13 protein-coding genes are annotated in these 12,448 nt (G+C 65.5%); 8 read left to right on the top strand and 5 right to left on the bottom strand.

The annotated features are described in order from the left end of the window. Nucleotide 1: 1 nt before the first annotated feature. The gene (locus AC13EK_RS20515; protein ID WP_048937582.1) at nt 2-523 is read right to left on the bottom strand and encodes a GNAT family N-acetyltransferase; all 522 of its coding nucleotides are present in this window, start codon (nt 521-523) and stop codon (nt 2-4) included. A 160-nt stretch (nt 524-683) separates the two neighbouring features. Between AC13EK_RS20515 and AC13EK_RS20510 the strand changes: the two genes are divergently transcribed. The 5 genes from AC13EK_RS20510 to AC13EK_RS20490 all read left to right on the top strand — a co-directional run bounded on the left by AC13EK_RS20510 (nt 684) and on the right by AC13EK_RS20490 (nt 3,589). Beyond that, entirely contained in the window at nt 684-977 is a 294-nt protein-coding gene (locus AC13EK_RS20510) for a YggT family protein (RefSeq protein ID WP_004208349.1), read from the top strand. A 140-nt stretch (nt 978-1,117) separates the two neighbouring features. Further along, nucleotides 1,118-1,441: a DUF167 family protein gene (locus AC13EK_RS20505; RefSeq protein ID WP_214868578.1), complete on the top strand. Its 324-nt coding sequence runs from the start codon at nt 1,118-1,120 to the stop codon at nt 1,439-1,441. Then, on the top strand, nt 1,438-2,331 hold the full coding sequence (gene folD, locus AC13EK_RS20500) for a bifunctional methylenetetrahydrofolate dehydrogenase/methenyltetrahydrofolate cyclohydrolase FolD (protein WP_069337371.1): 894 nt from the start codon (nt 1,438-1,440) through the stop codon (nt 2,329-2,331). The genes AC13EK_RS20505 and folD overlap by 4 nt, the downstream gene beginning before the upstream one ends. Further along, nucleotides 2,328-2,975 carry a Cif family virulence factor gene (locus AC13EK_RS20495; protein WP_069337370.1) on the top strand — a complete coding sequence of 216 codons (648 nt, stop codon included), beginning with the start codon at nt 2,328-2,330 and terminating at the stop codon, nt 2,973-2,975. Before folD ends, AC13EK_RS20495 begins: the two co-directional genes overlap by 4 nt. Continuing rightward, complete coding sequence (locus AC13EK_RS20490; protein WP_004208345.1) at nt 2,972-3,589, top strand: MarC family protein; 618 nt, start codon at nt 2,972-2,974, stop codon at nt 3,587-3,589. Before AC13EK_RS20495 ends, AC13EK_RS20490 begins: the two co-directional genes overlap by 4 nt. A gap of 157 nt (nt 3,590-3,746) precedes the next feature. On the opposite strand, the gene AC13EK_RS20485 is transcribed toward AC13EK_RS20490, so the two are convergent. The 4 genes from AC13EK_RS20485 to pedF all read right to left on the bottom strand — a co-directional run bounded on the left by AC13EK_RS20485 (nt 3,747) and on the right by pedF (nt 7,675). Then, a complete protein-coding gene (locus tag AC13EK_RS20485) occupies nt 3,747-4,514 on the bottom strand; it encodes a response regulator (protein WP_069337369.1) in 768 nt (255 codons plus the stop codon). Between the two features lie 13 nt (nt 4,515-4,527). Further along, nucleotides 4,528-6,282 (bottom strand): methanol/ethanol family PQQ-dependent dehydrogenase, encoded by a 1,755-nt coding sequence (locus AC13EK_RS20480; protein WP_069337368.1) that lies wholly within the window; start codon nt 6,280-6,282, stop codon nt 4,528-4,530. Nucleotides 6,283-6,377: 95 nt separating this feature from the next. Continuing rightward, nucleotides 6,378-7,241: a substrate-binding periplasmic protein gene (locus tag AC13EK_RS20475; protein WP_069337373.1), complete on the bottom strand. Its 864-nt coding sequence runs from the start codon at nt 7,239-7,241 to the stop codon at nt 6,378-6,380. A gap of 5 nt (nt 7,242-7,246) precedes the next feature. Then, on the bottom strand, nt 7,247-7,675 hold the full coding sequence (gene pedF, locus AC13EK_RS20470; protein WP_004208341.1) for a cytochrome c-550 PedF: 429 nt from the start codon (nt 7,673-7,675) through the stop codon (nt 7,247-7,249). Between the two features lie 167 nt (nt 7,676-7,842). On the opposite strand from pedF, the gene AC13EK_RS20465 reads away from it, so the two are divergent. From AC13EK_RS20465 to AC13EK_RS20455, 3 genes are all read left to right on the top strand, one after another. Continuing rightward, complete coding sequence (locus tag AC13EK_RS20465) at nt 7,843-8,805, top strand: PQQ-dependent catabolism-associated beta-propeller protein (RefSeq protein WP_069337367.1); 963 nt, start codon at nt 7,843-7,845, stop codon at nt 8,803-8,805. 120 nt (nt 8,806-8,925) lie between these two features. After that, entirely contained in the window at nt 8,926-10,305 is a 1,380-nt protein-coding gene (locus tag AC13EK_RS20460; protein WP_069337366.1) for a hypothetical protein, read from the top strand. A gap of 104 nt (nt 10,306-10,409) precedes the next feature. Then, entirely contained in the window at nt 10,410-12,437 is a 2,028-nt protein-coding gene (locus tag AC13EK_RS20455; RefSeq protein ID WP_277788378.1) for a TonB-dependent receptor, read from the top strand. The last annotated feature ends 11 nt before the right edge of the window (nt 12,438-12,448 follow it).

Raw genomic sequence — 12,448 nt, 5'->3', positions numbered from 1 at the left:
TTTACCGGAGCAGGATCGCCGGATCAGCCCAGTAGATGCGCTTTTCCGGCAGGGTCCGGCCGTCCGGGCCGGGCTTGTCCCAATCCTCGACCTCGATCCCGCCGCGCGAGGCATAGAAGCCGCGCGCGGCCAAATTGTCGCTGTAGCACCACAGGAACAGGCCGGTCTGGGGCCAGCCCTCGATCGCCCATTGCGCCCCGCGCGCCAACAATGCGGTGCCAAGGCCCGTGCCGCGCGCGGCGGGCAGGGCGTGGAGATTGTCGACCAGCGTGCCCCAGCGATCATCGGCCCCGCCGATGATGCAGGTGAAGCCCATCGGCTGCCCGTCCCGTTCGGCGATGATGATGCGCTGGCCCGGCGCCGGATGTTCGAGCCGCTGCGTCCAGGTGGCCAGCCGCTCGGCCTCGATCCCGCCCGCCAGATAGGCCGGGTCCATGATATGAGCATAGGCGATGCGCCAGCTTTCCACATGCATGGCGGCGATCAGCGGGGCGTCGGCGGGGGAGGCGTCACGAAAATCCATGGCCCAGCTATAGCGCGACAGGCTGGTCCTGCTACCCCTTCCTGCCGAACCGGCTTTTGCAGAACTATGGCGTCCTTTGGTGGAATAAGGGACTGTCTCGACTTGTGGCCGGCCCCATGCCTCGGCTAGAGCGAGCGCCAACCGCTCTTTCGGAGACCGCATGGCCTACGCCCTCTATCAGACCATCGTCATCCTGCTCGACGTGCTGTGGTGGATCATCATCATCCAGGCCGTCATGAGCTGGCTGATCGCCTTCAACGTCGTCAACATGGGCAGCGATTTCGTGCGCACCGTGATGGTCGCGCTCGATCGGATGACCGCGCCCATCTATAATCCGATCCGCCGGGTCATGCCCGACCTCGGCGCGCTCGACCTGACGCCGATGGTCGTCCTGCTGGGCATCCTCATCATCCGTCAGGCGATCCTGCCGCCGCTCTTCTCCAGCCTGATGTGACCGGCTGTTTGAAAAATCGCGAAAGAGCGATTTTTCAGCGCGGTACCAGCCCGCTCCCCCGCCCAACCACCCGACAGGATGACACTGGATCGGGTGGTTGGGCGGGGGAGCGGGCTGGTACCGGCTTTCTCAAACAGTCTCTGACCGGCTGGCGCCGGGACGGGGGTGACCTCATTCTGGCGGTCCGCCTGACGCCCGGCGCCACGCGCGAGGATGTCGGCGGGCGCTGGACCGACGAACATGGCGCGCACTGGCTGTCCGCCCGCGTGCGCGCCGTGCCGGAAAAGGGAAAGGCCAATGCGGCGCTGATCGCGCTGCTGGCCAAGCGGCTGGATTGGCCCAGGGGCGCGATTTTGCTGGAATCGGGTGATACCAACCGGCTAAAGCGATTGCGGATACAGGGCGGGGCGCAGGCGTTGGACCGGCTGACCGCCATCATCGAGACATGGATAGACGCGACATGACGATCGGCAAGATTATCGACGGCAAGGCTTTTGCGGCCGGACTGCGGGACAAGGTGGCCGATGGCGTCGCCGCCTTCGTGGAACAGACGGGCCGCAAGCCGGGCCTGGCCGTGGTGCTGGTGGGCGAAGATCCCGCGAGCAGCGTCTATGTCCGCAACAAGGGCAAGATGACGGTCGCCGCCGGCATGGAAAGCCTGGAGTTCAAGCGCCCCGACAGCATCGGCGAAGATGATCTGCTCGACCTGATCGAGGAACTGAACCATGACGACCGGGTCGACGGCATCCTGGTCCAGCTGCCGCTGCCCAAGCATATCGACGAGGCGGCGGTGATCGCCGCGATCGACCCGGCCAAGGATGTCGACGGCTTCCATGTCGTCAATACGGGGCGCCTCGCCACGGGACAGGACGCGCTGGTGCCCTGCACGCCGCTGGGCTGTATCATGCTGCTGAAGGATGAACTGGGCGACCTGTCGGGCATGGAGGCGGTCGTGGTCGGTCGTTCCAACATCGTCGGCAAGCCGATGGCGGCGCTGCTGCTGGCCGAAAATTGCACCGTCACCATCGCCCATAGCCGCACCCGCGACATCGCCAGCATCGTTCACCGCGCCGACATCGTGGTTGCCGCTGTCGGCCGCGCCGAAATGGTGAAGGGCGAATGGATCAAGCCGGGCGCGACGGTGATCGACGTCGGCATCAACCGCGTGGTCGATACCGAAGATGGCAAGGGCCGGATCGTCGGCGATGTCGCCACGGCCGAAGCGCTGTCGCATGTCCGCGCCATCACCCCGGTTCCCGGCGGCGTCGGCCCGATGACGATCGCGGTGCTGCTGCGCAACACGCTGGTCGCCGCCCATGCGCGCGCGGGCCTCGCCAAGCCGGAGGGGCTGTGAAGGCGCGCGGCGCGCTCCTCGCCCTCAGCCTGGTGATGCTGGTCGCGGCCAAGCCGCCGATGCGTTACCAGCCCGATCCCAGCTCGGTGATCGCGGCCGAAATCGCCTTCAACCGGCTTGCCCAGCAAAAGGGGCAATGGACTGCCTTTCGCGAAACGGCGGCGGACGATGCGGTGATGTTCGTGCCGCAGCGGGTGGTGGCGAAGGACTGGCTGAAGAAGCAGGCGGACCCGCCGGCCTCGGTCAGCTGGTCGCCCTCGATCGTCTATGTCTCCTGCGACGGCCTGCTCGCCGCCAGCACCGGCAACTGGAAACGGCCGGACGGATCGGTCGGCTATTTCACCACCCTGTGGCGGCGCGACAAGAAGGGCCGCTGGCAGTGGATCCTCGATCATGGCGATCGTCTGGCGACCGAACGGGAGGCGCCGGAATTTCTGACCGGCAAGGTTGCGACCTGCAAGCGCGGTGCGCGGCCCGAAGGCCCGCCCCCGGCAAAGGGGGAGGCGCCGCCGGTGCCGCAGGATGACAGCCTGATCTGGTCCGCCGATGTCGCGACCGATGGCAGCCGCCGGGTCACCGTCCGCATGTGGAACGGGACCGGCTATGATGTGGTGATCGACGACAAGGTGGGGGCGCCGTCATGATGGAATTGTTCATATCCGCTTTCGTCACCCTGTTCGTGGTGATCGATCCGCCGGGCTGCGCGCCCATCTATGCCAGCCTGACCAGCGGGGCGAGCATCGCCCAGCGCCGGTCGATGGCGATCCGCGCGGTCGGCATCGCCGCCGCCATCCTGCTGGTCTTCGCCCTGTGGGGCAAGCAGCTGCTGGGCGTGCTCGGCATCGAACTGGACAGTTTCCGCATCGCCGGCGGCATCATGCTGTTCATGATCGCGATGGACATGGTGTTCGAAAAGCGCACCCAGCGGCGCGAGGACCGGGCGCAGAAGATCGCCGAGACGCCCGAAGTGGAGGATGTCTCCGTCTTCCCGATGGCGATGCCGATGATCGCCGGGCCGGGTTCGATCGCGACCGTCATGCTGCTGATGTCGCGCGCCGACGGCATGGTCGACCGGCTGGTCGTGCTGGTCGCGGTGGCGGTGACTTTGGTGCTGATGCTGGGCGCCTTGCTGGCGGCCGGGCCGCTGATGGCGATCCTGGGCACCAAGATCGAGGCGGTGATTACCCGCCTGCTCGGCGTGCTGCTCGCCGCGCTCGCGGCGCAGTTCGTGATCGACGGGCTGAAGGCCAGCTTCTGACCCGTCCCTGCCTGTCCTACAGCCCCTGTTCCATGCTAGTCGGGAACAGGGGACGACAGGGATGGGGCGCGCAACATGATTTCCAACATCGGCATCAAAATGTCGAAATGTGCGGGAAATATGCGAAGTTAAGCGCGGGATTTCCTATTTTCCGCGGTCAGTTGTCGCCGTCGAAATGGACCCGGTTGGCCAGGATCACCGCCTGCGTCCGGCTGAAGACGTTGAGCTTCTGCAGGATCGCGGAGACATGCGCCTTGACCGTCGTCATTGACACGCTCAGGTCATGGGCGATCTGCTTGTTCAGCCGGCCATGGACCAGATGCGTCAGCACGATCCGCTGCTGCGGCGTCAGGCTGCCGATCCGGGTCAGGATATCGGCTTCCTCGGCGCTTTCCTGCGGCGCCTCGTCGATCGCGTCGGGCATGTAGATTTCACCGGACACCACCCGGTGCAGCGCATCGACGATGGCGCTGCGCTTCATCGACTTGGGGATGAATCCGGCCGCGCCGGCGCCCAGCGCCTCGCGCACGATTCCCCGGTCGAACGCGCCTGACACCATCACCACCGGCAGGATCGGGTGGCGGCTGCGCAGCAGTTTCAGGCCATCGAGCCGCTTCACGTCGGGGATATTGAGGTCGAGCAGCACCAGGTCGAAATTGGACTGTTTCTCCAGCGTCGCCAGCGCTTCCTCCAGGCTGGCCGCCTCGAAAATCTCGCAGCCGTCGAAACTGACCGCGATCACGCTGCGCAGCCCGTCGCGCACCAGCGGGTGATCGTCGACGATCAGCACCCTTTCCATCATCGCGTCATTATCTTCGACCTGCATGTCCGCCCCCTGGCCATGATGATGGATCATAGGCGGGGGCGCGGCAAATTGCCCGCGATTTCCGCCGTGCATAGTCTGTCCGCGCCCCATGACGATCATCGTCCTCGCCTCCTTATTTGGCCAGCTTGAACACCCAGAGCGAACCGCCCTGATTGATGTCCTTGAAGGACTTGGCCACTTCGCCGCCCCACAGCGGCACCGCGCCGCCCCAGCCGGACATGACGGCGACATATTGCTCGCCATCCTGTTCCCAGGTGACCGGCGATCCGACCACGCCCGACCCGGTCTGGAACTTCCACAATTCCTTGCCGGTCTTGGCGTCGAAGGCCTTCAGATAGCCTTCGGGCGTGCCGGTGAAGACCAGATTGCCGGCGGTCGACAGCACGCCGCCCCACAGCGGCGCCTTGTTCTTATATTCCCAGACGATCTTGCCGGTCTTGGGGTCCATCGCCCGCAGCGCGCCGATATGATCCTCGGCGATCGGCTTGATGGTGAAGCCCGCGCCCAGATAGGCGGCGCCTTTCTTGTAGGCGATCGGCTCGTTCCAGATGTCCATGCCCCAGTCATTGGACGGGATGTAGAACAGGCCGGTGTCCTTGCTATAGGCCATCGGCATCCAGTTCTTGCCGCCCAGGAAGCTGGGTGACGAGAAAACGGTGGTGCCCTTTTCGGTCGCGCTCGGCGCGCCGGGGCGACCGGCCGGGATCACGATCGGCTTGCCATTCTTGTCATAGCCGCTGGCCCAGGTGGTCTGCATGACGAAGCGGTTGGCGCTGACGAACTTGCCGTTGGTCCGGTCGAGCACGAAGAAATAGCCGTTGCGGTCCGCCTTGGCGCCCAGCTTCATCGGCTTGCCGTTGATCGTCGCGTCGAACGGGATGAACTCGTTGACCCCGTCGAAATCCCAGCCGTCATGCGGGGTGGTCTGGTAATGCCATTTGATCACGCCGGTTTCGGGATCGATCGCCAGCGTCGACGCGGTGTAGAGATTGTCGCCGGGCCGCAAATGGCTGTTCCAGGGGGCCGGGTTGCCGGTGCCGAAATAGAGAAGATTGGTTTCCGGATCATAGGTGCCACCCAGCCAGGTCGCGCCGCCGCCGGTCTTGTAGAGATCGCCCTGCCAGGTGGCATTGAGCTTGCCGGTGATGCCATTATCCTTGCCGCGCAAGGTGCCCATGTTGCCTTCGATCACCGGACGGTGCCAGATCAGCTCGCCGGTATCGACGTCGCGGGCCTCGACTGCGCCGACGATGCCGAACTCGCCGCCCGAATTGCCAGTGATGACCATGCCCTTGACGATCAGCGGCGCGGCGGTCGCGCTGTAGCCGGCCTTGTAGTCGGCAATCTGCTTGTTCCACACCACCTTGCCGGTATGGCGATTGAGCGCCACCAGCCGCGCGTCGAGCGTGGCGAAAATGATCTTGTCGCCATGGATCGCCGCACCGCGATTGACGACGTCGCAGCAGGGCATGATGTCATCGGGCAGGCGGGCATTATATTCCCATTTCTCCTCGCCGGTGCGGGAGTCGAAGGCATAGAGCCGCGAATAGGAACCGGTGACATAGATGGTGCCGTCATAGACCAGAGGCTGGGCCTCCTGGCCGCGCTGCTTCTCGCCACCCAGCGACGAGGCGAAGGCGGGCACCAGCTTGCTGACGGTATCGGTGTTGATCTGGTTGAGCGTGCTGAAACGCTGCGCCTGCGGTCCCATGCCATAGGTCAGCACGTCGCCGGTCGATGCGGCATCGTTCATCAGGTCGGCATCGGTCGGCCCGCCTGCCGCATCGGCCGCCAGCAGTGGCGCAGCCCCGGCCACCAGCGCGATCGCGGCTGCCCCCAGGAACGAACGCGTGAAACGTCCCGTCATAGTCATCCTCCCTTGTTTTCCGGCGTGATCAACGCCGTCGATGCAGCACCTTATGGGGCACGGCGGCCGTGCCAATTGGACCTTGGGTCGCCCGTTCAGCCTGCCGCGACGGCCGGCGCATAGGCGACGCCATGGCGCTCGAAGATCGCCTTAAGCGCACCCGTTTTCGTCATGTCGGCCAGGATCGTTTCGACCGCATCGCCCAGGTTCCGGCTATTCTCCTTCACCGCCATGCCGATGTCCCATCCGGCCGAGGTGAAGGCGGGCAGGGGGCTGGTGCGGCGGACGATGTTGGTGGCGCCGCTGTCGTGCAGCACCGCCTCGATCTGCGCCCGGCTGGCGAGCGCGCCATCGGCCCGGCCATCGGTCAGCGCGGTAACGGCTTCCGTCCCGCCGGGGAAATGGACGACATCCCTGGCCAATATGCCGCCGAATGTGCCGATCAGGTAGAAATCGGGAATGGAGTCGATCTCGACCGCCAGCCGCTTCCCCCGATATTGGGTCGGCGGCGCGTTGACGTCGATCTCGCCCTTCACCGCCGCAAACTGGAAGCTCTCGCGATAATAAGGCGCGATGATCGCGACCTGATCATTGCGTGCGGCGAAAGTCCGGTCGAACGGCACATGGAGCATGATGTCGGCCGGCTGGAAGCCCAAAAGGCCGCCCTTCCACACCCCGTTGCGCAGGTCGTCGTCGGCGCTTTCGTCCGCGACCAGTTCGGCAATGTCGGCGCGCACGCCCAGCCCCTTGGCCAGCGCCTGGGCCAGGTCGACGTCGATCCCGGTCAGCTTGCCGTCCTTGCGCCAGGACCAGGGGCGGTTGTCCTTATAGACTGCGACCCGAAGGACACCCAATTCCCTGACCTTGCCGAGCGGTGCGGCCTTTGCCGCCTGCCCGCTCGAAATATAGCCAACCAGCGCGGCGGCCACCGCGCTGCTCAAGAAGGCGCGGCGATCCATCGCGATCACTCCTGATGCTTGGTTTCGAGCCAGGCGCGGATCGCCCATCCGGCCTTCTGTCCCAGCACGTCGCCGAAGGGCGGCATATAGACCTTGCCGTCATGGCTGGAGCCATGCTGGTAACGCTGGATGAACCATTCGTCGCCGCTGTCGCCGACTTCCAGATAGCGCAGGTCCGGCGCGATGCCGCCGCTTTCCGCGTCCAGCCCGTGGCAGCGGGCGCAATTCTGGCCATAGGCGGATTCGCCGATCTTCGCCGCCGTGGCATTGCCGCGATAGGGGTTGTGCTGCACCCAGTCGGCGCCGATTTCCGGCAGGGCCGATGTGTCGACCGCCTGCGGCGTGACATTGCCATGCGCCATCAGTGCCGATGTGATCGATGCGCCCGCCAGGCAGGCCGCGCCGAACAATGCGATCCGTCCGTAATTCCTCATCCCAAACCCTCGTCTGTGCCGCGTGCCTGTGCTGGCCGCATGTCGTCCCTGTCGCTGATGACTGTAGGGGAGGGCGGGGGCGGCCCCCATTGGCCATTGGTACAATCCCGCCGCGACGGGCCGGGGGCTAATCCGCTATCAGGCCAAAAGAACGAGAGGATGCGGGCATGATGAAGGGCGTGATTGCGGGGCTTGCGCTGACGGTGGCGATCCCGTCGGTCCGGGCCGAGACGCTCTATGTCTCCAACGAGCGGGGCAATAGCGTCAGCGTCATCGATGCCGCCACGATGCAGACGGTCGCGACCTGGCCGGTGGGCGGACGGCCGCGCGGCATCACCCTCACCAAGGACGGCAAATATATCCTGCTCTGCGCCAGCAACGACCATGCGGTGCAGATGATCGACCGCGCGACCGGCAAGGTCGTCGCGGACCTGCCATCGGGGCAGGATCCCGAGCAATTCTTCCTGTCGCGCGATGGCCGGACCTTGTTCGTCGCCAATGAGGATAATGCCGCGCTGACCGCGATCGACCTCGACAGCCGCAAGGTCGCCTTCCAGGTCGACGTCGGCAAGGAGCCCGAGGGCGTGGCGCAGAGCCCCGACGGCAAATGGGTGGTGGTGACATCGGAGGATGATGGCGTCGTCAACTGGATCGACCTGACGAGCAAGACGATGGTCGATGCGACCGAGACGGATCAGCGCCCGCGCCATGTGGAATTTACCGCCGATGGCAAGGAGCTGTGGATCGCGGCGGAGATAGGCGGCACGGTGCAGATTGCCGATCCGGCCACGCGCAAGATTGTCGAGACGCTGCATTTTGCCATTCCCGGCGTGCAGGATTATCAGCTATTGCCCTGCGGCATCCGTTTCACGCCGGACGGCAAGTCGGCGGTCGTGGCGCTCGGCCGTGCCAATCATGTCGCGCTGGTCGATGTCGCCACCCGCAAGGTCCGCGCCTATGTGCCGGTCGGCAAGCGGGTCTGGCATGTGGCAGTCAGCCCGGACGGCGCGCGTGCTTTTGCCGCCAATGGCCTTTCGGACAATGTTTCGGTGATCGATCTGGCCGCCGGCAAGGTCGTCGGCACGGTGGCGGTCGGCGCCGGGCCGTGGGGCATCGCCGTCGCGCCCTGACCAAAAGTATAGCGAGGTGCGCGGGAGGAGGACGAGAACCAAAGTCCAATTTCGGCCGCCATCGCCGCCGCCCACTCTTCCCGACAGCCGGCACGACCGGCGCACAAGAGGGAGGATGAGATGGCACGGGGAACATTCCTCGGCAGCGCCGCCATGGCGTTGCTGTTCGTCGCAGGGGCAACGCCGGCGAGCGCCGGGACGACGAGCGAACTGCTGAAAAGGCTTCATGAGAAGGGGATCCTCACCGACGAGGAATATGCCCAGCTGGCAAAGGAAGACGCCGCCGCGCCGGCCGCTGCCGCTGCGCCCGCCGCCTCGGGCGGCAGGCCCGTGGTGCGCGTCGCCGACAGCGGCGTCGGATTTGAGGTGGGCGATGTCACGGTCAAGATTTCCGGATCGGTCAATGGTTTCTACACCCATGAAAATGGCCAGGCGGCCGGGCCGAATACCGATGTCGTCGGCGGCGTGGTGCCGGTTGGCGGCAATAGTTCGGCGATCCGCAACGGCCTGCTGCCCGGCTACCTGAAGTTCGACGTCACGACCAATCAGGGCGGCTGGGACGTCGGCGCTCATTTCGGCATGTATCCCGGTATCAACAGCGCGGATTATTCGGTCGGCGGCGGCGCCAATGCCGGCGGCCGGCCGGTCGCGCTGCAGACCGCCGGCATCGATTTCCGCCAGACCTACATGACCATCGGCCATTCCGGCCTGGGCGAGTTCAAGCTGGGTCGCGACATCGGCCTGTTCGGCTCGGAAGGCATATTGAACGACATCACTTTGCTGTCGGTCGGGTCGAGCGGCGGCAATGTCGCGCCGTCCAACACTTCGCTGGGCCGCATCGGCATCGGCTATATCTATACCGACTTCCAGCCGCAGATCACTTACACCTCGCCCAGCCTCTCGGGCTTCCAGGTTTCGGTCGGCGTCTTCCAGCCGCTCGAATCGCTGACGGGACCGGGTGAAAGCAACAAGTCGCCCGGCTTCCAGGGCAAGATCGTCTATGATGGCAAGTTCGGCGATTTCTCGGCCCGCGCCTGGCTGTCAGGCATCACCCAGCGGCATAATCGCGTCGACGGCATTTCCTATACCGGCAGCGGTTTCGATACCGGCGCCAAGATCGGCTACGGCCCGATCGTCCTCACCGGCTATTATTATAATGGCTCGGGGCTGGGCACGACGGCGCTCAACCTGTTCGACACGGATGCAGTGGGTAACAAGCGCGACAGCGACGGCTTCTATCTTCAGGGGCTGGCGACCTTCGGCAAATTCTCGGTCGGCGGCAGCTATGGCGAGAGCAATCTCCATTATGCCAATGCCGCCGATGCGCTCGCCAACCCGACGCTTATCCGCAAGAATAGCAGCTGGGTGGGGCAGGGCCGTTATGGCCTGACCAGCTGGGTGACGCTGATCGGCGAATATATCCACAGCACGTCCAAGGCGCATAACGGCAATGAGGCGGAGGGCGACACGATCGCCGCCGGCGCCATCCTCTTCTTCTGAGCGGGAGAAGGGCCATCGGCCCAAAGGCCAATGTTCCGGCAAGGGGCGGCATCCTATCGAAGGGATGCCGCCCCTTCGCATGACGGGGCGGCAGGGGAGGATATATGCGCAGAACAAAATGGCTCGCGCTCGGCATGGCAATGGCGCCCTTCGCGGCGCAGGCGGAAACACCCGATGGTGCTGGCGAAGCGATGGCCGCCGCGTCGATCGTGGTGACGGGCACGGGCCTCGCCCTGCCGCCTGGGACGCCGGCCTATGGGTCTGTGGTGATAGACCGGGATCGGCTTGAGGATGCGGCGTCGGGTCGGATCGAGAGCGTGCTGGCCGATGTCGCGGGTTTCCAGCAGTTCCGCCGATCTGACAGTCGCGCGTCCAATCCGTCGAACCAGGGCGCCACGCTGCGCGCGCTGGGCGGCAATGCGTCGAGCCGGACGCTGGTGCTGCTTGATGGCGTGCCGGTGGCCGATCCCTTTTTCGGCTATATCCCCTTTTCGGCTTTGGTGCCCGACCGGCTGGCACTGGTCCGGGTGACGCGCGGCGGCGGCAGTGGCGCGTTCGGCGCGGGCGCGGTCGCCGGCACGATCGAACTGGCCAGCGCCACCCGCGACCAGATGCCGGCCTTCGGTGCCAGCGCCTTCTACGGCAGCAGGGATGCGACCGAATTGTCCGCCAGCATCGCGCCGGATCTGGGCAGCGGTTACGTGTCGCTGTCCGGTCGCTGGGACCGGGGCGACGGTTTCCAGACCACGCCCCGCGACCAGCGTGTCGCCGCCACCGTGCCCGCCGCCTATGATAGCTGGTCGACCAATTTGCGCGCGGTCGCGCCGATCGACGCCACCTCGGAAATCCAGTTTCGCGGCACCCTGTTCCAGGACAATCGCACCCTGCGCTTTGCCGGCGCCGACAGCATGAGCCAGGGCCAGGACGCCAGCATCCGCTATATTTCGCGCGGCCGCTGGCAGGTCGATGCGCTCGCCTATCTCCAGGCGCGCAATTTCTCGAACATCGTCATCTCCTCCACCAGCTTCCGCAAGTCGCTCGACCAGCGCAACACCCCCTCGACCGGGATCGGCGGCAAGATCGAGCTGCGCCCGCCGGTGGGCGCGGATCATGTGCTGCGCATCGGCGTGGATAGCCGCTTTGCCACCGGCGACATGTTTGAAGATGCCTATAATGCCGGCATCGCCAGCAACCCGCTGACAGCGCGCCGCCATGCCGGTGGCGACCAGATCACCAGCGGCATCTTTGCCGAGGATGACTGGACGATTGGCAATCTTGTCCTGACCGGCGGGGTGCGGGCCGATCGCTGGTCGATCCGCAACGGCTTCTACAAGGCGGTCAGTGCGGCTGGGACGGTGACGCAGGACAGCAGCTATGCCAATCGCTCCGACTGGGAATTTTCCGGCCGGGCCGGCGCGCTCTACCATATCAGCGATGCGGTGGCGTTGCGCGGCGCGGCCTATAGCGGCTTCCGCCTGCCGACGCTCAACGAGCTGTATCGCCCCTTCGTCGTCTTCCCGATCACCACCCAGGCCAATGCGGCACTCAAGCCCGAGAAGCTCAAGGGCGTGGAGGGTGGCATCGACCTGACCCCGGCGTCGGGCGTGCAGCTTTCGGCCACCCTCTTCTACAACCGGCTAGACGATGCGATCGCGAACGTCACCATCGCCACCAACACCCGCCAGCGCCAGAATGTGAATACGATCGTGGCGAAGGGCGTGGAGCTGACTGCCAGCGCGCAGCTGCCGGCCGATTTCTCGCTGCTCGCTTCCTATGCCTACAGCCACAGCAAGGTCGATGCGCCGGGCATGGCGTTCGATGGCTTCGCCCCGGCGCAGGTGCCGCGTCACTCGGCCAGCGCGACGCTGGCCTGGGCGCCCAAGGCCGGACCGGAGCTTTCGGCGACGCTGCGCTACACGGCCAAGCAATATGAGGATGATCTGCAGAGCGATGTGCTGCCCGATGCGCTGACGCTCGACGCCCTTGCCCGGCTGCCGATCGGCCATGGTATCAGCCTGGTCGCGCGCGGGGAAAATCTGTTCGACGAGGATGTCGTCACCCGCAATGCCGGTGGATCGATCGACCTGGGCACGCCCAGGACGCTCTGGATCGGCGTGCGGATCGGCCAATGAAGGGAGCCATC

This window comes from Sphingobium sp. L-44 (assembly GCF_056859495.1).
This window is presented reverse-complemented; position numbering and strand designations above follow the sequence as displayed.